The organism is Nitrosomonas sp., from assembly GCF_019752095.1.
GTDB lineage: Bacteria > Pseudomonadota > Gammaproteobacteria > Burkholderiales > Nitrosomonadaceae > Nitrosomonas.
This window is the reverse complement of record NZ_JAIEMO010000003.1, coordinates 295,637-315,469: the sequence shown is the minus strand read 5'-3', so window position 1 is coordinate 315,469 and position 19,833 is coordinate 295,637. Positions and strand designations below refer to the sequence as shown.

At 43.5% G+C, this 19,833-nt stretch carries 28 protein-coding genes; 15 read left to right on the top strand and 13 right to left on the bottom strand.

Annotated elements, in window-relative coordinates; all coding sequences use genetic code 11:
* Positions 1-90: 90 nt before the first annotated feature.
* The 6 genes from K2Q13_RS01755 (at position 91) to K2Q13_RS01730 (ending at position 4,052) form a co-directional block, all read left to right on the top strand.
* Positions 91-651, top strand: coding sequence for a DUF4114 domain-containing protein (locus K2Q13_RS01755; RefSeq protein WP_292918926.1), 561 nt, complete (start codon positions 91-93; stop codon positions 649-651).
* Positions 652-716: 65 nt separating this feature from the next.
* Positions 717-1,493, top strand: coding sequence for a DNA cytosine methyltransferase (locus tag K2Q13_RS01750; RefSeq protein WP_292918925.1), 777 nt, complete (start codon positions 717-719; stop codon positions 1,491-1,493).
* Between the two features lie 132 nt (positions 1,494-1,625).
* Positions 1,626-2,228 carry an HNH endonuclease gene (locus K2Q13_RS01745; RefSeq protein WP_292918924.1) on the top strand — a complete coding sequence of 201 codons (603 nt, stop codon included), beginning with the start codon at positions 1,626-1,628 and terminating at the stop codon, positions 2,226-2,228.
* 471 nt (positions 2,229-2,699) lie between these two features.
* Positions 2,700-3,212 (top strand): DUF1643 domain-containing protein, encoded by a 513-nt coding sequence (locus tag K2Q13_RS01740; RefSeq protein WP_292918923.1) that lies wholly within the window; start codon positions 2,700-2,702, stop codon positions 3,210-3,212.
* 119 nt (positions 3,213-3,331) lie between these two features.
* Positions 3,332-3,619 (top strand): hypothetical protein, encoded by a 288-nt coding sequence (locus K2Q13_RS01735; RefSeq protein ID WP_292918922.1) that lies wholly within the window; start codon positions 3,332-3,334, stop codon positions 3,617-3,619.
* The gene (locus tag K2Q13_RS01730) at positions 3,609-4,052 is read left to right on the top strand and encodes a RusA family crossover junction endodeoxyribonuclease (protein WP_292918921.1); all 444 of its coding nucleotides are present in this window, start codon (positions 3,609-3,611) and stop codon (positions 4,050-4,052) included. The genes K2Q13_RS01735 and K2Q13_RS01730 overlap by 11 nt, the downstream gene beginning before the upstream one ends.
* Before the next feature lie 194 nt (positions 4,053-4,246).
* Here the strand turns inward: K2Q13_RS01730 and K2Q13_RS01725 are convergent, their stop codons facing one another.
* Positions 4,247-4,591 (bottom strand): hypothetical protein, encoded by a 345-nt coding sequence (locus tag K2Q13_RS01725; RefSeq protein ID WP_292918920.1) that lies wholly within the window; start codon positions 4,589-4,591, stop codon positions 4,247-4,249.
* Positions 4,592-4,668: 77 nt separating this feature from the next.
* Between K2Q13_RS01725 and K2Q13_RS01720 the strand changes: the two genes are divergently transcribed.
* From K2Q13_RS01720 to K2Q13_RS01690, 7 genes are read left to right on the top strand one after another with little or no spacing between them, the layout of a single operon-like run.
* The gene (locus K2Q13_RS01720) at positions 4,669-5,931 is read left to right on the top strand and encodes a hypothetical protein (protein WP_292918919.1); all 1,263 of its coding nucleotides are present in this window, start codon (positions 4,669-4,671) and stop codon (positions 5,929-5,931) included.
* Positions 5,932-5,945: 14 nt separating this feature from the next.
* On the top strand, positions 5,946-6,659 hold the full coding sequence (locus K2Q13_RS01715; protein ID WP_292918918.1) for a ParB N-terminal domain-containing protein: 714 nt from the start codon (positions 5,946-5,948) through the stop codon (positions 6,657-6,659).
* A gap of 6 nt (positions 6,660-6,665) precedes the next feature.
* Positions 6,666-7,043 carry a hypothetical protein gene (locus K2Q13_RS01710; RefSeq protein ID WP_292918917.1) on the top strand — a complete coding sequence of 126 codons (378 nt, stop codon included), beginning with the start codon at positions 6,666-6,668 and terminating at the stop codon, positions 7,041-7,043.
* Positions 7,018-8,322 carry a terminase family protein gene (locus K2Q13_RS01705; protein ID WP_292918916.1) on the top strand — a complete coding sequence of 435 codons (1,305 nt, stop codon included), beginning with the start codon at positions 7,018-7,020 and terminating at the stop codon, positions 8,320-8,322. The genes K2Q13_RS01710 and K2Q13_RS01705 overlap by 26 nt, the downstream gene beginning before the upstream one ends.
* 4 nt (positions 8,323-8,326) lie before the next feature.
* Positions 8,327-9,733 carry a DUF4055 domain-containing protein gene (locus tag K2Q13_RS01700; RefSeq protein ID WP_292918915.1) on the top strand — a complete coding sequence of 469 codons (1,407 nt, stop codon included), beginning with the start codon at positions 8,327-8,329 and terminating at the stop codon, positions 9,731-9,733.
* The gene (locus tag K2Q13_RS01695; protein WP_292918914.1) at positions 9,720-10,919 is read left to right on the top strand and encodes a phage minor head protein; all 1,200 of its coding nucleotides are present in this window, start codon (positions 9,720-9,722) and stop codon (positions 10,917-10,919) included. The genes K2Q13_RS01700 and K2Q13_RS01695 overlap by 14 nt, the downstream gene beginning before the upstream one ends.
* A 12-nt stretch (positions 10,920-10,931) precedes the next feature.
* Positions 10,932-11,756, top strand: coding sequence for a hypothetical protein (locus tag K2Q13_RS01690; RefSeq protein ID WP_292918913.1), 825 nt, complete (start codon positions 10,932-10,934; stop codon positions 11,754-11,756).
* A gap of 73 nt (positions 11,757-11,829) precedes the next feature.
* Here K2Q13_RS01690 and K2Q13_RS01685 read toward each other — a convergent pair whose 3' ends face one another.
* From K2Q13_RS01685 to K2Q13_RS01630, 12 genes are all read right to left on the bottom strand, one after another.
* Positions 11,830-12,081: a hypothetical protein gene (locus tag K2Q13_RS01685; protein ID WP_292918912.1), complete on the bottom strand. Its 252-nt coding sequence runs from the start codon at positions 12,079-12,081 to the stop codon at positions 11,830-11,832.
* Positions 12,082-12,135: 54 nt separating this feature from the next.
* On the bottom strand, positions 12,136-12,552 hold the full coding sequence (locus K2Q13_RS01680) for a type II toxin-antitoxin system HicB family antitoxin (RefSeq protein ID WP_292918911.1): 417 nt from the start codon (positions 12,550-12,552) through the stop codon (positions 12,136-12,138).
* Positions 12,549-12,734, bottom strand: a complete 186-nt coding sequence (locus K2Q13_RS01675; RefSeq protein WP_292918910.1) for a type II toxin-antitoxin system HicA family toxin — start codon at positions 12,732-12,734, stop codon at positions 12,549-12,551. The genes K2Q13_RS01680 and K2Q13_RS01675 overlap by 4 nt, the downstream gene beginning before the upstream one ends.
* A 64-nt stretch (positions 12,735-12,798) precedes the next feature.
* A complete protein-coding gene (locus tag K2Q13_RS01670; protein WP_292918909.1) occupies positions 12,799-13,080 on the bottom strand; it encodes a hypothetical protein in 282 nt (93 codons plus the stop codon).
* Positions 13,058-13,228: a hypothetical protein gene (locus K2Q13_RS01665; RefSeq protein WP_292918908.1), complete on the bottom strand. Its 171-nt coding sequence runs from the start codon at positions 13,226-13,228 to the stop codon at positions 13,058-13,060. Before K2Q13_RS01665 ends, K2Q13_RS01670 begins: the two co-directional genes overlap by 23 nt.
* Before the next feature lie 57 nt (positions 13,229-13,285).
* A complete protein-coding gene (locus tag K2Q13_RS01660; protein WP_292918907.1) occupies positions 13,286-13,906 on the bottom strand; it encodes a hypothetical protein in 621 nt (206 codons plus the stop codon).
* 51 nt (positions 13,907-13,957) lie between these two features.
* Positions 13,958-14,386, bottom strand: a complete 429-nt coding sequence (locus K2Q13_RS01655; RefSeq protein WP_292918906.1) for a hypothetical protein — start codon at positions 14,384-14,386, stop codon at positions 13,958-13,960.
* A gap of 106 nt (positions 14,387-14,492) precedes the next feature.
* The gene (locus K2Q13_RS01650; RefSeq protein WP_292918905.1) at positions 14,493-14,762 is read right to left on the bottom strand and encodes a hypothetical protein; all 270 of its coding nucleotides are present in this window, start codon (positions 14,760-14,762) and stop codon (positions 14,493-14,495) included.
* Entirely contained in the window at positions 14,759-15,037 is a 279-nt protein-coding gene (locus K2Q13_RS01645) for a hypothetical protein (protein WP_292918904.1), read from the bottom strand. Before K2Q13_RS01645 ends, K2Q13_RS01650 begins: the two co-directional genes overlap by 4 nt.
* 15 nt (positions 15,038-15,052) lie before the next feature.
* Positions 15,053-15,211 carry a hypothetical protein gene (locus K2Q13_RS01640; protein WP_292918903.1) on the bottom strand — a complete coding sequence of 53 codons (159 nt, stop codon included), beginning with the start codon at positions 15,209-15,211 and terminating at the stop codon, positions 15,053-15,055.
* Positions 15,212-15,216: 5 nt separating this feature from the next.
* Positions 15,217-16,002, bottom strand: a complete 786-nt coding sequence (locus tag K2Q13_RS01635; protein WP_292918902.1) for an ArdC-like ssDNA-binding domain-containing protein — start codon at positions 16,000-16,002, stop codon at positions 15,217-15,219.
* A 149-nt stretch (positions 16,003-16,151) separates the two neighbouring features.
* Positions 16,152-17,834: a DUF4942 domain-containing protein gene (locus K2Q13_RS01630; RefSeq protein WP_292918901.1), complete on the bottom strand. Its 1,683-nt coding sequence runs from the start codon at positions 17,832-17,834 to the stop codon at positions 16,152-16,154.
* A gap of 449 nt (positions 17,835-18,283) precedes the next feature.
* Between K2Q13_RS01630 and K2Q13_RS01625 the strand changes: the two genes are divergently transcribed.
* Together K2Q13_RS01625 and K2Q13_RS01620 are read left to right on the top strand one after the other, a co-directional pair.
* On the top strand, positions 18,284-19,309 hold the full coding sequence (locus K2Q13_RS01625) for a hypothetical protein (protein WP_292918900.1): 1,026 nt from the start codon (positions 18,284-18,286) through the stop codon (positions 19,307-19,309).
* 4 nt (positions 19,310-19,313) lie between these two features.
* Positions 19,314-19,832, top strand: a complete 519-nt coding sequence (locus K2Q13_RS01620) for a hypothetical protein (protein ID WP_292918899.1) — start codon at positions 19,314-19,316, stop codon at positions 19,830-19,832.
* Position 19,833 lies beyond the last annotated feature (1 nt).

Genomic DNA, 19,833 nt, shown 5'->3' with positions numbered 1-19,833 from the left:
CGCGGTTTAACCAACCTTACATAAGAATCGGCGTTAATAAAGGTTAACGCATTAAAGTTAAATAACGGGACATAAATAAGGATTTTAAAAATGAAATCATATCTGTTGGCAATTGCACTGTTTTTCGTAACATTCTCCGTTCAAGCCGTCAGTTTCACGGTTAAAAATGATGGTCCGGTCAATGCGTATTTTGCTGGTTCAAGTGCCGATTATGAGAGCAATTTCCTGGCATTCATCGGCAAAGGTGAGCATCAACTACCTTTCAGTGTTTTCTCAAATCAGCAAGCATCTATGGGGGATTTCAAAAGCCTGGGTGAATTCCATGCTGGGGATTACTTCATCCCTGTCCTGCAAGTGATTACGACCGGAGACTTCTTTTGGTCAAATCCGGAGAGCAATTCGGACGGTTTGAATCATGTGTTCGCGTCAGCATTTCAACTTCCCGATGGTACAAGCGTTGTGCTGATTGGATTTGAAGATATCCGGGGCGGCGGAGATTTGGACTTCAATGATCATATGGCGATTTTTACGAATATTGAAATTGCCCCGGTACCGGAGCCCGAAACTTACTGGATGCTTTTAATCGGGTTGCTACTGGTGATTTATGTGGTCAGAAAGCGCGGCATTGGTGGATCAGGTAGCGCGGTTTAACCAACCTTACATAAGAATCGGCGTTAATAAAGGTTAACGCATTAAAGTTAAATAACGGGACATAAATGAATGAGTTGGCTATTTTCGCAGGCGCTGGTGGAGGAATACTCGGGGGAAAGTTACTCGGTTGGAGAACAGTCTGCGCAGTTGAACGTAATGCCTACGCAGCACAAGTTTTGGCACAGAGACAAAACAATGGAATCCTCGAACCTTTCCCGATATGGTCTGACGTGCAAAATTTTGACGGAAAACCGTGGAAAGGAATTGTTGATGTCATATCTGGAGGGTTTCCATGTCAGGACATCAGTGTTGCCGGTAAGGGAGTCGGAATTGACGGAGAACAATCCGGAATGTGGAAACATATGGCGCGCATCATCGGTGAAGTTCGACCGAGATTCGTGTTCGTGGAGAATACACCACTCCTTGTTTCCCGAGGACTTGTCAGAATCCTTAGTGACCTTGCCTGCATGGGGTTTGATGCGAAATGGGGAATTATGGGAGCGAGCGACGCCGGGCTTTGTCACAATCGGAAACGTTTCTGGCTTGTTGCCAACACCAACGGCTACAGATTACAAAGGATCAACTCCGTATCAAGTGCAAAGGCGCATCAACCACGCTCAACACAATGGTCTGACATTGCGCGAGTGGTTAGCGAAGTACAGCAAGGCGGAGAAAACTGTATACCCGAATCCTGGATTCTTAGAGATAGTAATGGGTTGGCCAATAGGATGGACAGAACTGTCGCAATTGGAAACGGGCAAGTTCCAGCGGTGGCAGCAAGAGCATGGAATATTTTAAATTGTGGACGAGGGAATAGCGCCAACAGTGCAGCAAGGCGCTGACTTCATCGAAAGATGCGTCACTGATGAATATAAGCTTAAGTGCATTGAATCATGGCGTGAAAATTTTGGGGATGGGTTGGCTGATGGGATTAACGCTGAACTTCTGGCGCGGGAAAGCAAGAAGGTAAAGAAGTGAAATACGGTTTCCTGGTTACTGAAAGGATATGGCAAAGCCAGGGAGAATTAATAAATGAGAATGAATTTATGTCAGAAATAACGCAAGAAATGTTAAAGAAAATTCTTCGGTATGATCTTTCAACCGGAAATTTCACCTGGATAGCAACCAATAAAAAAGCAGGATGCATTACTGAAGTATCGCCAGGATATTTCTACGTAAAAATTAGAATTAGGAATAAGAAATATTATGCGCACAGATTGGCTTTTGTTTATATGACTGGCGAATTTCCTGAAGAACAAGTGGATCATGTCAATGGTGATGGGATAGACAATTCTTGGTTAAACATCCGCAGAGTTTCATCGTTAGAAAATTCAAGAAATCATAAATTACAAATCAATAATAAGAGCGGTATTACTGGGGTACTGTGGTCAAAAAAAGTCAGTAAATGGATATCAATGATTTATGTTAATAGGAAATATATTCACTTGGGCGCTTTTAAAAAATTAACTCAAGCTGTTGAAGCTAGGAAAAAAGCGGAAGAGAAATATTCTTTCCATATCAACCACGGCAGGAAAAGATACTCAACAGTAGTCAATGCACCTACTGCTTTAGTGTAGGGCCCACAAGCATGAATATTTTAAGGATTTATCTATTAGATTAAATCACAAGCAACTTAGAGTATTCATGACTTGTTGGTGATGGTCTAGGTGTGACTGGGTCTGCGCAACACCAACATGACGCCTCGGAAAGACTAGGGCAAACAAGGAAAGGGGCAGTGAGCGATAGCTGACCAATACGGTTCGACCTAACCAGTCGGCGGAAGAGACAAGGGCGAATGTGGTATTCGCGTGTGCCGGTGCCGAGTCAGAAGGTGTCTAAATCCGGTTTGCTTAACACAGCCTCTTTCCTTGTTGGTGAATGCGTAGGCTGATGCGCAAGACCTTAAGCAGATAGTAGCCGGTCGCGACGGTAACTTGGGATCTGTTATGCCGGAAGATCAGTACCGGCCACCAACATCGAACTGATAAATATTTCTCGTCAGTTGAGTTATTAAACAATTTTTAACAACTGAATTTGGATCTTAATTAATGACCACTGTTAAAACCGGCTGCATATTCTCACCTTGCCGCACATACCGATACACCTTGTGGCGTAACTGGATAGGTGGTGCCGGGTATGCAATGTTTATCGGTTTGAATCCCTCAACGGCTGACGAATTGCAAGACGATCCAACGGTGAGACGGTGCATTAATTTCTCGAAAGAATGGGGTTTTTCTGCATTATGCATGACCAATATTTTTGGGTACCGAGCAACGGATCCGCAAGTCATGAAAGCGGTGAGTGATCCGGTAGGACCGGAGAACGATGAAATGCTCATCGATGTAGCCAAAAATGCCGGCGTGATTATAGCGGCCTGGGGAACGCACGGCGTACATCATAGACGCGCGGAAAAAGTGAAGCAGATATTGGGGGATAAATTGATGTGCTTGAGATTGACAAAGGAAGGCTATCCGGCGCATCCGCTTTATTTGCCGAAGAATTTAAAGCCAATTTCATTCAACACCAAGCTTATGGAAGGTATGGAGATTTTGAGTAAATGATGGGTGTGCATACCGAAACTAGTAGGCATAAAAACTAGATGCGTATTTCAGGTATGCACAATAAATATGACGAATAATGAAAAAGATTTTTCAAATCATTTCATACAGGGAGTTTGAAATTGATAATCAACGGAACTGATTATGGTCGCATGCTGCATATGGTGAGAATAAGGATACATGAGCAAATTGAGGGTGCTAAATCCAAAGATGAAATGATTTATCAGAAAGACAATCTTCTGATCGTTTCCGAAGGTTATTCATGGAACACACAAGTTTATTGCAAAGGTGAGGAATTAGAAAATGTGACGTCAGTCGAGATTCTCCCTCTATTACCAGGTGAGCCATTAAGGGCCAGGATTGAGGTTTTTGCACCATGTCTGCATTTGAGGGCTAATTGTGAAGATTAATCCAGATCTGCATTTTGTTGTACCAGGGGATCCGGTCGGTAAAGGAAGGGCGCGCGCAGCCAAAAGAGGGAAATTTATCACCCTATACACTCCGGAGAAAACAGCTAACTATGAGGGGTTGATCGCGCATGCGGCAATGGTTGCTATGGCCGGGCGCGGCTTGTTTCTTGGTGCTGTGGCTGTTGAGCTGGATATAAGAGTCAAAATTCCTGCTTCATGGTCATTGAAACGTAAAGCTGCTGCGGTGCGCGGGGAAGTTGCAGCAACCAAGAAACCCGATATTGATAACGTTGAAAAAGCTATATTCGATGGAATGAATGGCGTAGTTTGGAAAGACGATGTTCAAGCGGTAGAGGTTAAAAAACGCAAGCGGTACGCTGATACTCCCGGCGTGGTTGTGATAGTGCGGGAATTGGATTTGCAGGTGGCGTGATGATTTCTTCTAAAAAAATTTGCCCAAATCAATTATTAGTATTTCTCATGTATTGTTGCATTTCTATCAATAATTCATATAATAATAAAAACGCGCGAGAAATGGCAGGCAAGCAAGTACCCCTTGTTTCTGGATGGTTCAAATCCAATCCTCGCGCTCCAATATTTCCTCAATGGCTTGTTGTTATGATCGTTTCAAAGTTCGTCAACATTATGGCCAAGTTCCTTGTTAAACCAATCAGCAACCATTCGACGATGACACCAATTCTCTTCAGTAAATGGTGGAACTTCATAGCACAGCAATACTGGTTCAACGCCTCCAGCCAAGTCATGCAGTTTTTCCCATATTTCAACCGGATCAAGTGCAGCCAACTGCGCAGTAAAAAGCTTTGTGTATTCCTCTTTGGTTGCTGTTCTGAAGTAATCGCCAGGTGCCAAGGTTTTAAATACACGATATCCGGCGGGGGAAATACCACGGGTAGATCTGGATATAACAATTCTTCCTGGGCCTTTATATGTTCTCAAGCTTGATGTTTTCATTACTTTCTCCTTTGTGATTTAAATTAACTACGAAGGTTTATTATATTATATAACTACTTGATTTAACACATTTATTCATGTTTATTGGCTCCGTTCCGAAAGATGTTATGTTGCAGATGCACCACATAGTTGACTTTGAAAACTATAACAATGCATGGGTGCTTTGCTCGGGTTCTTTCAGGGTGGATTCAAGCATTTCCAGCACCTATGAAAAGCTCAAGGTGCATTCCAATGACGTGAACATTCTTTCAGTATCTATCGGCCAGCTGGCAGTGAACGAGACAGTGAAATTCGAGTTTATTAACAAGCTTGCATTCGTTGAAGAGTATTTAACTAGCCGTAATGGGTGCGGGTTCATTGATCGTGTAGCATCAATCGCTGCATCAATGCAGATTGCAAAATTCTCATCCAAGAACGAATATAACCAGATCCATCAAAAGCACATTATTCAGAATTTTGGAATCTTCCATCAGAAGGCTAAGGAATCGATTCAAAGACTTCTCGATAAATTGCCCATAGCCAGTTTTACGCCTGGTGATTTTATAGAGCAGGCGAAAAAAGCGCGGCCCGAAACAGATATCGTCATTGCCTTTCCTCCAACCTATAAAGGCGGATACGAGCGAATATTTAAATTCGTGAGCGAGAATATTTCCTGGGTACCACCGGAGTACGCGATATTTGACCCCAAAACACTTGACCGATTTCTGCTCGAATTAATGGACAGGGACATAAGTTTTTGCGTTTATGGTGATCAGGAAATGGAAAACCTAAAATGCGGCGGAAAATTTCTCAGCAACACCAATAAGCCAATATATCTTTACGTCAATAATATTGAGCGTTCATCTTTCAGACGCAAATCTCAAACAAGCCGGCAATTCAAATATCAAGAGTTTGACCCTGCCACGGCCACGGCAAAAAGCATAGTAAATGTCACGCGGATGGACTCGGCGCAAATGACCTTCCTGAAAAACGTATATCTTGCAAAACGAATATCTCATGTGTCGGGAATGTTCAATTATTGCGTGTTTATCGATGGCAAGCTGGCCGGTGGAATAATCCTTTCATTATCAAAATACGGAGACATTGAAAGTCTGTATGTTCTTTCGGACTTTTCAGTATCGCGTAACAATCGCTTATCCAAACTCATAGCGATGATCGCCACATCAAAAGATATTGTTTCAGAGATAGAGCGCAGGACATTACTCAAGTTTAAGCAGCTTTGCACTACGGTTTTCACTGAAAAACCAGTATCAATGAAATATCGCGGAATCTGGAATCTTTACTCGCGCAAAGAAGGTTTTCTTAATTATCACTCCCCAGTAAGAAACCAATCCCCTTAACAGATTTACATCGAATGGTTCAACAAATACAACAAATGATCCAGACAAAAACATACAAAACCGATTTAACTAAACTGAAGCTCCTTGAAGGTAACCCTCGCTATATGACGCCTGCGCAATTCAAGCGCCTGGTGAAAAATCTTGAGAATGATGGGGTGCTGACCAGCGCGCCCCTGATTTACCAAAACGAAGTTTTATCGGGGAATCATCGCGTACAGGCTGCTATTGCCGCCGGAATAATTGAGGCTGATGTAATCGAAATTATTAGCCCGCTGACTGAATCCGAGAAAAAAGCGATCGCACTGAGCCACAACGCCATTGCTGGTCAAGATAATCTTAGCTTGCTGCAGGAGTATTACGACAGTCTGGATTCGTTTCTCAAAGAATATTCCGGACTCACAGATGACATTTTTAAAGTTGAAGAGTTGGATATCAGCACACTCTCAGTGGGTGCACCAAAATATCAACAGTTGAACTTGCTCTTTCTGCCTGAAGAAATGGATGTGTTTATGGAACTGGTAAAAAACATCGGAAAAAAACAAGAATCTGTCAATTTGTGCGGAAAAATAGATGATTTTGATCAATTCTTTGAGGCCGTGACGCAAACAAAAAAAGTAATGAATATTCACAATTCTGCGGTTGCACTTCGCACGATGGCGCAACTCACTCTGGAAAGGTTAGAAGAAATCGAGAAAGAATCGGCTGCTGTTGAAACAAATGAACAATAGAAGAAAATGGCCAAGGCATTCAATCCCAAGCCGCCGAAGGTTTTAGATGATAAGCAAATTGAGCAACTTGAAGCATTGGCATCCTTTTTAACAATACCGCAAATAGCGGATTTTTTTATGATCGCTCCAGCAACATTTAAACGCATTTTAGATCGTCAGCCTCTTGCGATGAGCCGCTATAAAAAAGGAAAAGCGCAGGCCGTTCTTTCGGTCGCTAACTCACTTGTCTCTAAAGCTCGGGGGGGAGATATCACGGCGCAAATTTTCTTTCTTAAAACTCAAGGAGGATGGTCTGATAAAAGTTCCGATTTGCCGGATGAAAAACCACCAGCAGCGAAAGTGGTAATCAAGGAATACGATGGGCGCAAACCTAGCGACACTTGAAGAAAAGCTTGATCTTAAGGCTAATAGACCTCAAAGCCAATTTCTGCGCATGCCGCACAAATTCCGGGCTTTTGTCGCTGGGTATGGAAGCGGCAAGACATACGTGGGCGGGATGGCAATGTGCTCACATTTCAGAGAACACCCACAGATTAATGCTGGGTACTTTGCTCCAAGTTACCCAATGATCAGGGATATTTTCTATCCTACAATTGAAGAGGTTGCTTACAATTTTGGTTTCCGTGTACAGATAAACCAATCGAATAAAGAGGTTCATTTCTTTATTGGCCGCTGGTATTACGGGACTTCAATATGCCGTTCCATGGATGACCCCGGAAAAATAATTGGTTTTAAGATCGGCCATGCTTTGATAGATGAGTTTGATACCTTGCCCTTGATGAAAGCTTTGTTGGTATGGAAGCGTGTTATTGCCCGGATGCGTTTCAAGATTGGAGGATTGAGGAATGGCATCGACGTTACTACAACACCGGAAGGCTTTTTGGCAACTCATAAGCTTTTTGTCGAGGATGTTATTGCAAAACCTGAACTCTCAAACAATTACTGTTTAATTCAAGCCAGCACCTACGAAAACGAAATCAATCTGCCTGACGATTACATACCGTCAATGATTGAATCGTACACACTTGAACTTGCTTTGGCATATGTGGATGGTCAATTCGTCAATCTCAAATCCGGCACCGTCTATCGTAACTACAACCGCGTCACGAACAATTCAAACGAAATAATTAATCCGCGAGGTGAAGTTCTCATAATCGGCATGGATTTTAACGTGCAGAAAATGGCGGCTAGAATTTTCGTTCAACGATCTAACGGCTTTCATTGCGTCGCAGAATTAAAGGATATCTTCGACACGCCTGCAATGATTCGAGTGATTGCCGAGAAGTGGCCAAAAGCTTCTAACTTCAGGCACATCATCTATCCTGATGCTTCTGGGGCAAGCCGCAATACCACCGGAGCAGCAACCAGCGATATCAAATTATTGCTTGCTGCAGGGTTTGAGGTTCGCGCGCACGCTTCAAATCCGTTCGTTAAAGATCGGGTGAATGCGGTCAATGTCGCTTTCTCAAAACAAAAGGTATGGGTAAATGCGAAAGAATGCCCAGATACTGCCAGTTGTCTTGAGAAACAGGCATATGACGATAACGGCGAGCCGGACAAGAAAGGCGGATTCGATCACGGAAATGATGCATTTGGATATCCAATCGCCTACGAAATGCCAGTGCTTCACATCATCAGACAAGCAACCACACACGGGACCTAAAACCATGAGCGTAAAAAACACACATCCGGATTACGACAATTCTCTACCCGATATTTTGATGGCACGGGATTTTTATTTGGGTGAGCGGGTTGTGAAGGGAAAAGAAAGCATTTATCTCAAACCAACCGTTGCACAGGTTCTGGATGGGATGGGAAAAGGCGACAAAGGCCGAGCTTCTTATGAAAAGTATATCGAGGGTGCGAGATTCCCTGACCTTTTCAAACAAGCTGTTGAAAATACGCTCGGCGTAATGCACAAGGAAGATCCGGTGATTCAGGTTCCCAAGAAAATGGAGCCCATACTGCAGAAAATTACACGTCAGGGTGAAACCGTTTACGGACTTTTACGCAGAATCAATGAAGAGCAGCTTATCCCCGGACGTCTGGGGTTATTGCTTGATGTCGATGAAAACACGGATTTGCCTTACATTTCCTTGTTCAACGCTGAGTCTGTTACGAATTGGGATGAGGGGATTCTGGAATCCGGAACGGTGGCCAATCTTAAAATGGTTGTGTTATATGAGCCCCAAACCACACTTGATTCAGAACTTCAGTGGACTACCAAGGAAATGTTTCGGGTATGCATATTGTCCGTTAATGAATCGGGCAAATCCGTTTATCAAACCGGCGTATTTGAAGACATATTTGATTCCACACAATTAAGGCCAGTCCAGTTGATCGGAAAGTCGCTGGAAAAAATCCCCTTCGTTTTTATCAACACCAAGGATTCATTGACTAAACCCGATCTTCCGCCATTTATAGGCCTGGTTAATGAGGTTTTGGGGATCTATCGATCAGAAGCCAATTATCGCTATCACTTATACATGCAATCGCAAGATACCCTGGTTCGTATCGGTCATATGAGAACTATTGAAAACGAGAACGAAGCCGTCAGAACTGGAGCCGGTGCAGTGCTGGATGTCAGCATAGGCGGCGATGCCAAATTCATCGGCGTGAATTCCCAGGGGTTGACAGAAGAAAGGTTAGCGCTGGAAAACGACTACAAAAGAGCCGAGGAAATCGCGCTCAAGTTGCTGGATAAGAAATCATCCGAGAGTGGCGAAGCATTGATAGCGCGCAAGGATTCTCAAACTGCAAGCATTACCCAGATTGCCAAAACATCATGCGCAGCATTGGAAACCATCCTCAAAATGATGGCTGAGTGGATGAGCCTGAATCCGGATGAAGTAATCGTGACACCGTTTACTGAATTCGGGGACGTATCCATTACTGCCAAGGATGTCATCGACATGATGACAGCGAAAACCATGGGGGCGCCAATTTCACAAGAAACCATTCATGAGCGAATGAGAGAAGGTGGATTGACGGACAAAACCATTGATGAAGAGATTACCGCAATTGCTGGGGAAGATGATGTGCCAATGAGAACGGGAACCGATGGAGACCGCTAATCAGCAAATGTACGATGCGGCGCTGCGCCATCAAACCTACGTTCTGCGCTATGCGGCTGGCATCAGAAACAAGATCAACGAATTGCTTGATCAGACTGAGGACGAAATCGCCGGAAAATTACTCAACAAATACGGGGACTCTTCACGAGTGGTAACAAGTTCAGATTGGGAGCGATTGACCAGGCTGCAGAAAGTTATCAAGGAAATCAGATCTGATGCCTGGAGTTCAGCCGGCACATTGCTCTCTGAGGAAGCGCTTTCATTTGTGGAACAGGAATCAAAGTTCTACACCCTTTTAATCACGAGCATATCGCCGGTCATTATTGATACGGTTGTACCGAGCCCGGAAACGTTGAAATCGATCGTTACCTCAAGGCCATATGAGGGCAAGCTGCTGAAGGATTGGGTCAAGGATTATGCGGATAAAGATATTACTCGGATTAATAAAATAATCGGCACAGGATTAACTACAGGCACTGACACAAAAGAAATAGCGCGCCAAGTATTCGGGACGGTTAAAGCCAAAGGCACAGACGGTATTACGCGGCTTACCCGAGATTCAGTGAATATGATGGTGCGCACGGCTATTCAACATATTAACGGGAATGCCCGGCGCGAAGTCGGTTTGATGAATGCGGAGATAATCGAACTTGAAGAGTATGTGGCCATGCTCGATGGCAGAACCACGATGCAATGCAAGGGATTGGACGGCCAGACATTCAAGCCAGGGGAGGGACCATATCCTCCAATTCACATCGGTTGCCGGTCAGCTCGTGTGATGTATATCAACCAGGATATCGGTGTGCGGCCAGCCAAGCCGGTTACTGAAAGATTGCTGGTCAAGGAATATGCCGAGAAGAATGATCTTGGATCAATCAAAAAACGTGATGATTTGCCTTATGGTACCAAAGGCGATTATGACGAATGGGCAAGGAAAAGAATCCGTGAATTGGTGGGCCCGGTACCGGCCAAATTGAATTACAACGACTGGCTTAAAACGCAGTCAGCGGATTTCCAATTGGATACCTTGGGGAAAACAAGAGCCGAATTATTCAGCAAAGGAAATCTGACGCTTGACAGATTTATCGATGTGGACGGAACAACTCTCACGCTTAAAGAAATCGCGCAGCGGGACGCGGCAGCTTTCGAGCGCGCGGGATTGGATGTTAGTAAATTTTTAAACTAGGAGACGACGCAAATGGCACTGAAAATCAAAATACCAAATCTTGACGGGCTAGAAGAACATTTTCATTCGCTGTACACCCAGCAATCGGACGGATCGTATCTGCTTACCGGTGTGGAGGGTATGAAAACACAGACTGATCTTGACGTCTTAACCACGTCATTGGCGAAGGAGCGCAAGGATCATAAAGCCACGAAAGACAAATATGCTGTGCTGGGTGATAAGGATCCGGTTGACATTCTATCCCAGCTCGATCGAGTATCAGAGCTGGAAGCGGCAGCATCCGGAAAGATCGATGAAACCAGAATCAATGAAATGGTGGAAGGGCGATTACGCACGAAGCTGGCGCCGGTAGAAAGAGAACGGGATCAGTTAAAAACTCAGCTCGAAGCCGCACAAACTCAGGTGAATGATTTCTCTGCCCGAGAAAAACGTAGAACAATACATGACAAGGTTCGAGAGGCTGCAATCGCGTCAAAAATGATGCCGGAAGCTTATGATGATGTTTTGATGTATGCCGACGCCATGATGGACCTTACCGAAGATGGCCGGGTAGTAACAAAGGATCAGGTTGGCGTTACACCTGGCCTAGATCCAACCGTATGGTTGACCGAGATGCAACAAAAAAAACGATACTGGTGGCCAGGTAGTCAATCGGGTAATTCATTTGGTTCTGAGGGTGGAGGTAACTTAGGTGGCGAAAACCCATGGAGTGCTACCGGGTGGAACTTGACCAAACAGGCAGAGGTTCACTCACAAGATCCTAAACGTGCTGATCAAATGGCGCGGTCTGCGGGTACTACTGTTGGCGGGATGAAGCCACAACCTAAAGCGGCTTGATAATCTGAGTGTAATATAAAACGGAAGGGCGCTGAGTGCGCCCTTTAATAATTTGTACTTGCATTTAGTTTAACTAATTATCAAACCAAACTGATACCGTGTAACCTGTATCCTCATTAGCAGTTAAACAAAAATCATGCAGAATTTGCGCTGCTTTGCGATAATCTGTGCTGCCTTCTTCATAAAGGTTAAATTTTGAGTAAATTTGAGTTAAGTTGTAAAACGAAACCCTCATACCCTCATTTATGTTTCTTACGCTGAAAATAACATACGCGCCTTCTACCTCACCGAATTTCAAATTCATTCTTTCGGATACTTCTTTCATTTTTTGTCCTGTCTTTCAAATTCTTTGAGCAAATCTACCAATTTCTCAAATCACTTACTCCAAAGACAAAACCAGCTTTTTACCTAATGCAGCTGCGGCTTTATCAAGCTGCTTTAAGGTAGGCCAGTGATGGGGGTTTTCTAAGCGCTGAGCAACCGGCCAGGATGAATCGATAGCACGGGCAATATCAGCTAATGACCTATCACCCCTTGCCCATCGCACCAAAAGGGCAGACTGAACTTTGACTTCCGGAGCGATGTAATAGGCTCCTTCAACGTTTTCGGAGGGGCGGGGGATGTCCGTTCCATTTTCAAGAAAACATTCCATCATTCCTGTTAAAACTTCCGCAGCGTTAAATAAGCATTCTTCGATTGTTTCGCCACAAGTAAATACGTTTTCCATATCCACAAACTGCACATGAAATCCCGATGGTTCTTGAGGTTCAAATATTGCCGGATAAAGTGTATTCATTTTAATTTAACCCCCGATAATCTTTGGATTGATAATAATGTTCCAATGGGAACGTCCTTAGTGCCGTGAACCGGAACTGGTACTATGTACCCACCTTTCTCCATCATGTGATGACTGCCATTGATGTGACTAAGCTTCCATCCCTCTGCCTGCAATTTCTTAATAATATGTTTACCGTTCATAGTAAGTATATCATATAACAATATAGTTATATAGTCAATATAAGTTTATGATATACATGCGTAATTATCTCATTACCGAACCTTCCCAATAATCTTTTTTCTTGTGCTTTTGATCAACCAGATTCCAATATTTGGAGCGGTAAGAACGGATCTTATAGTCATAATAGGCAATCCTATATTCTCTGAAGCATTCCGTTATGGTGTAATCTGGTTTACATTCAACCTTGGTGAATTCGACGTCAATGAGGTCAAATAATCCAACGATTAAAACGGTTGAGATAACAGCAAAAGAATATTTCATTATTTTTTCCTTGGGCGGTAAATTAATCACTTTTAATTGCTGCATTCAAAGTCTCAAGAATCCAGGCATTCAACTTCAAATTCTTCCGGCGCGCGGCCTGAATATACTTGCCCTTTTCAGCTGGTTTGCACTCGACATGGAGATAAGATTTTTTCTCTTCCTGCGGTGGCGGTGGATCTTCCTTTTCATCCATTTGCTTCATCCTTGAAATAAAAGGGGCTTTCGCCCCTGTGATGTGATGGTTATTGCGCTATGCCGCTTCTTTATGCTCAACATTCTCAACGACTTTAGCCGGTTGCTTTTGAGGCACTTCCAGCCATGCCGGTGAAACATTATTGGTATAAACATTAACCCCTTTGTCATTCGTCATTCTAAGCGGCATTTGAACGCCTACAACAATGGCCAAACCGATATCCACAATATCATTCGGATGGATAACCGGATATTGAGAACCGCCTAAAAGCTTGGAAGCCTTTTTGAATAACATCAAATATTCAGGATCGTAGCTTTTATGCTTAATTTCGTCAGCTGGCTTTGATGGAATAACTCGGCGAAAATCTGGATATCTATATTCATCCTGTGGCACCTCCGCTTTCATCAGGCCATTGGTCACATAAACTTTTCCATCCTCACCGCGCGTTACTTCATAATCAATTTCCGATTTGGGAAATGAACCAGGCGGGATCTTGAAAGTATCTTCCTTCTCATTCGGCTCATCGATGCATATTGACAATAGAACGTGGCCATTAGTGGCCGTGAGTATCGTTCTTTCCAATTGCAGCTCGAAATTTATGTTTAGAAGGTATGGTCGGACATCTTTCTTAGGAACGAAAAGGGTTAATGCTTGGATGGTTTTTGGGCTTACTCTCATTGTGATTCTCCTATAAATGCCGGGTGCGTCCCGGCCCGTTCTACGATTGAATTAGGCTGCTAGGTGTTCTTTCCAGAATTGTGCATTGCGAAAATAGTTGTGAACTAATTCGCTTGCATCGAAAGGTCCTGCTTTTTCAAACCCTGGGTACTTTGTTGCAAGTAATGCCTGGGAAATCTTATCCTTCATTGCCGCCGATGGACGATTGCTGATATGGACATATTTCACCTGCGGGAGCCCTTGGATTATGTTGTTCATATCGTAATAATCTTCCATTGCCCTGAATGTCCCAAACTGGTACTTACTGGTGATTTCTTTTATTGCTTCCATCATAGCCGGATTGATATCTTCCAGATATACGGTTACTGCGTTACCCATTGAGAATCGTTCGCTGGTTACTTTGGCTTTGACGCCTAATTTTTTGAGCTCTGAGCGGATTGCTTGGGCTGCTGCTGCGTGTGGTGACAATTTTTTTTCCATCGTTTTCTCCTGTTAGCTGCCAGGATCCTCCTGGCCGGTTATCTGTTTAATTAGTTGATATGTTCATTATACAGAGAATTACAATAAAAGCAATAGAAACAACAAGTTAAATAGAATATTTTTGAAATATTTCGTACTCGGATTTTGATATTTCCGTTATCCTGTCGCAACGGACATCATTCCCATTATCATACCAATACACTCCGTCGGCATCTGGTCCGTCACGTCCACCTGGATCACCATCATCATACCAATCACATACAACTTTTCTCGCTGCTTTACTAACATCATCGTCTGACTCGACTTTAATCGATACATCTTTGTAAAATTCAAACTCACCGCACCTGGTTAATATTGATAGTAGATAATATTTCATGGTTTCACCTGTTGGGCCGTAATGGATCGGAATGATTGATAACTGCGTACTTTTGATTGTGTTCTGGCGAGATGATCGGAAAATTCAACCTTCACTCCCTTTTCATTGATTGTTTTAAGGAATAGCGACAAGTCGCAATCTTCTTCCAGGTAAACCCATTCGCCAAGCTGGTATGAATAGGCAGAGATTTCTTTCTCGATACCTAGCTCAATCAAGAGCGCTCTTTTTACCTTCGCCCAGCCGTGACCGGGATCTGCTAAGAATTTAATTTTCATGATTTATTCTCCTTACTATTTGTTGTCGTTATCAAGGTTGTATTGATCAGCTGCTTTTTCCATTTCTTCTGATGCCACATCGTGCGAGTGGCGACCATCTTCCATCATGTAATCAGGTTCACTCATTACATGCTGAGTACTAAGCCACACCTGCCTTAATTCGTCCTTATTCATAATATTTAGTCCTTTTTAACTTGTCCGGCTTTCATGATCTTGTCAGCTGCGCTGAAAATCTTCTGAGCTGACTTTTCCTGAATTTCACAGCTTCTTAGCCAGTGTTGGATATAACCCCGAGATTCGTCTAATCCGGGTAAACCCAACAAACTGCACAAAATGTACGCTACCGATTCTGCTTCAACTTCACGTATGTCTTGAGGCGTTGTATCGTGGTCAGTCATGGTGTGTTCTAGGGTATGCCCCAAAACTACATGCGCTAATTCGTGAAAGCGTGTTTTGTGTGGATATTGAGCAAGGGGATTGATTGCGATCGATGTGCCGGAAGCATATCCCTGACAATTTCCATTGTAGTGATCGAATGTTCCCTCAGTTATTCCCAGCGCTTTCAATGCCAATTCTCTGTCCCAGGATGGGACCGGAATCTCATTCGCAAAATCCTCGCCCTCAGTTTGCCAAAGCACGAACCAGTTATTTTTCCAAACAAACCGGGAAAAAACATGCTCTTCAGTCTCGCCGGTTGATTTGTTTTCCTTCTCGCTTTTCATGGTAATGGGCATGCACAGAGCGATTGCTTTTTCTCCCTTTTTGACCTGCCGGCCTTTTTCTGTCCATGCTTTGTAACTTGCGATCGGTCCGAGTTTTATTCCTCTGGCAGCGCATTGGAACGCTGCTGCCATTACATTGCCCAGGCTGTAATTATGAAAGGCTGAATATGCTTCGCTGATGATACCGGGCTGGTCTACTGCATTGCTAAGTAGTGTGGAGAACTGTATATTGGTAGTAGTCATTCTTAATACCCCTTGTATTGAGTTTGATTAGAAAGCCATTTCGGGTTGCGCCCTGATTTGGCTTTTGTTATTTAGTTTTGTAACTTATTGATATTCTACACTTATTTTTAAGAATGTCAATATAAGTAACTGAATATTAACAACAAATATCATGCGGCTTTGGAGGTTAATAACCCCGCTACATTGCTATCATCCCGAAGCGAGTATGAAGTATTGAAATGCTCAGCCACGTTTTCAACCTTCTCATCCATTTCGGCAGCTGCTTGTTGGGCGTTGTGAATCCACCCGCGCAATCTACCAACTTCAACATTGAATGCCAGCATGAAAGCTTGGTTGAATTTGATGTGAGTATTTCCGTTCATATAAACGCGAACTTCCATCAACTTGACTTCCTTGCCAGATTTATTGATGCAGTAAAATTCCTCTTTCTGTCCGGCCACAAAATCATGGTGCGCGATACTTTCATCGGTATGAAATCCGAGGTTCCGAGCGACCACTAAAATATCTTCAATGAAATTTGCTCCTGATTCGCTCAATCCACCTCTGCTACCCCAGTTTTTGCCTAATGAACATCCGTGAGTCACCACAAGCCGGTAATCAAGTTTGAAGTGAGTGTTTTCTTCTTTGTTGTGCAGATAGCTCCAACGGTTATCAGCGAATACCCGTTGGTTGGATTTGTAATTAATTACACACGCTTTGCTTACCAGATTATCGAACGTATCAATCATCTGCTTATCAAGGTAAGCGTCCGCGTTCTTGATTGCCCAAACCGTTATCGCGTAGGCGTTCGAGCAAGTGAAATCTATATTGGTTTTTCGGTTGATGCTTTCAGAAAAGTTTCTTCTGCTTTGAGCGGTAAGCCTGGATGTAAGCGGAGAATAATTTGTGAATAATTCTTTCCAATAGGCGTTTTTCAATCCATTGATCCGCGTCTTGATCGAGCCAATAACTGAGGTTACAGAAATGTTCAGTTCCTCAAATAAGGCCGCATCGAGAGAGCATACCTTCTGGTAATTGGATATCAGAAATCCCATTTCTTCGCGGTAAAGCTCATCAAGAGTTTCAATCATATTGCCGCCTGCCACTATAGATTGTTCAAGCTTTTTCTTGCGGCTTTCGGTGCTCGCGAATTCTTTGGCATAGTCGCTGGATTTATCAGCTTGCTTTCCATCCAGGGCGAAAAACTCACAAACCCACTGTTCAAATGGGTCTGTCTGATTTTGAATATCTCTACGGTACCGGTATCTATTGGTTAAAAAGTCATCGTGACATAGCCAAACGAAGATAAGATCAACCTTTGCTCTTGCCTGACGATCTTCTGAGTTTAAGAAATCAAACTCTCCGATTACTTTGTGTCCTGCCTTTCGTTTTTCCAGGGCATCAATAATTTTCTTCTGTTCTTTCCATCGTTGCGGCAAAACCAAATAAATATAGTTGGCATTCGCCTCCCTTATTACCTTGACTGTCCAATCAATGAATTCGCTATATGGTGGATTGGTGAATATGCACTCAACCGATTTATCGAGTAGCGATTGCTCCCAAAAGTCAGTTCCAAGAATGCCTATCTCCATATCCATGCTATCCAGCAATGGCCGGGATTTCTCAATCGCGAAACACTCTGGCTGATCGCGCTCCGGAATGGTGGTATTCAATTCCTTGAAGCGGTTGAGCACCTTTCCATTTCCTGCCCCAATATCCAGCAAGCTTTTTATTTCAAACTGTTTGGCGTGATTGTGAAACTCATCGATGATTTCATTTGTTGTTGGATACCATTCAAAATCCTGGTTGGTGTCTTGAATTTCTGCCAGTGTGTGAGCTGTTGATGTTTTCATGTATTTCTCCAAGTGGATACCCGGATCCGCCGGGTCGGAAAGCTATATTTTTTAATTCCCAGATTAGAGCTTTTTTAAAATCTTTGCCTAAATTCATTAGGCCGATTAATTCTTGAATCCGTCAAGCCGGTAACTCTTAGTTTTTAAGTAAAAATGATTAACTTATGTTTATAATCATACACTTGTGACAATAATATGTCAATAAATATCAACCTCAAACCATAAGAAAAACGAATAAATAATAATCAACACATGAAATATATTGATAAATTAAAAAAACAGTATTAATATTTACAGCGAATCGGTTGGTTGAGTTTGATCGTGATGAGATGACTCAGCTGGCAGAAGTGCTTCACGCATCATGAGATGCATTCATTTTCCGTGAAGCCAGTGTCTCCTAAGTGAGCCTGCTTCGAGTTCAAACTTTAAGCAATTAGGAGGCCGTCAAAATGGCTATTACCAAAGTAGCTGATCTCGTCAAACCAGAAATATTCCTGCCGTACGTCCAACAACAAACTACTGTTAAATCACGCCTGATTCAATCAGGAATCCTCGTTCCTGACGCTCAGTTGGATTCAGTATTGTTGGGTGGCGGTAATACCTTCAACGAGCCATCATTCCGGGATTTGCCAGATGATGATGACAACGTTTCTTCTGATAACGAAGCAGTGTTAGCCACTCCTTCAAAAGTATCAACATCGAAAGAAATACAAGTGCGCTTGTCTCGAAACAAATCATGGTCATCGATGGATTTGGCAGGTGATCTGGCTGGTGCCGATCCAATGCTCTCAGTTGTTAATCGTGTGGCTGATTATAAAAATCGACGGTTGCAAAGCACGTTTATCGCTACTGTTAAAGGATTGTTGGCGGATAACGCGGCGAGTCCTACCGGAACAGATACACACACTCAAAACGACATGACCGTGGACATTAGCGGTTCGTCTTATAGTGATGGTGTTACAAATTTATCCGCAGAAGCAGTGATTGATGCCAAATTGACCATGGGCGATAGCATGGATGAGCTTGGCCTCATTAGCGTTCATTCCATTGTTTATGGCCGCATGCAGAAGAACAATCTCATCGACATGATCCCTGATTCCCTGGGTGTTTATAACATTCCAGTATTTAACGGGATGATCGTAATCGTCGATGATTCCATGCCTGCAAGTTCGGGTGTTTTTGAATCCTGGCTTTTCGGGCGCGGTAGTTTCCGATTCGGGCAAGGTTTGCCAAAGGTTCCGCTTGAATCTGATCGCGTTGCCGCAGCTGGTAACGGTGCTGGTATGGAAACGTTACACCACCGTTGGGAATGGATTATTCATCCGGCTGGTTGCGCATATGTTGGCACCGCGCCATCGGGTGGTCCAGGCAATACTGCTGCCAGCAACGACTTGGCAAATGCCGGTTCATGGTCAAGAGTATGGCCGGAACGTAAGCAAGTTCACATCGCACGATTAATCACACGCGAGGCTTAATCCCATGACTAAAGGCGTAAGACGTAGTGAGCGTCGCCCTTTAGCCGGGGGCAAACGGCAAAATTTCATACGGCAAAAATTTGAATTCAAGGATCTTGAAATCACGGTTGCAGATGGTGCGCCTGGTTTCGGTAGCGTTGCATTGTTCAAATTTCCGGAAGGGAATGTTCTTATACACGGCGCTGCTGGTTATGTGCAGTTATCGAGTTCTGATGCACAACTGACAGCCACATTCGATGGCGATATTTCAATCGGTACTGGATCAGATGCAGATGGATCTTTATCCGGATCGGAAATTAACCTTGTGGCAAGCACTTCCCTGGGGGCTGCAACCAGTAAAGTTTCACCGGTTGTACGGCTGGTATCCGCAACAGCAAACAATGGTGTGATTCATGACAATACAGCCAATGATCTTCAGTTCTATGCCAACGTTCTGATAGATGATGCGGCCATTTCCGGTGAGGTCGATTTGCTGCTGGACGGCCACATGGAAGTCTTATATACCGTTCTGGGAGACGACTAAT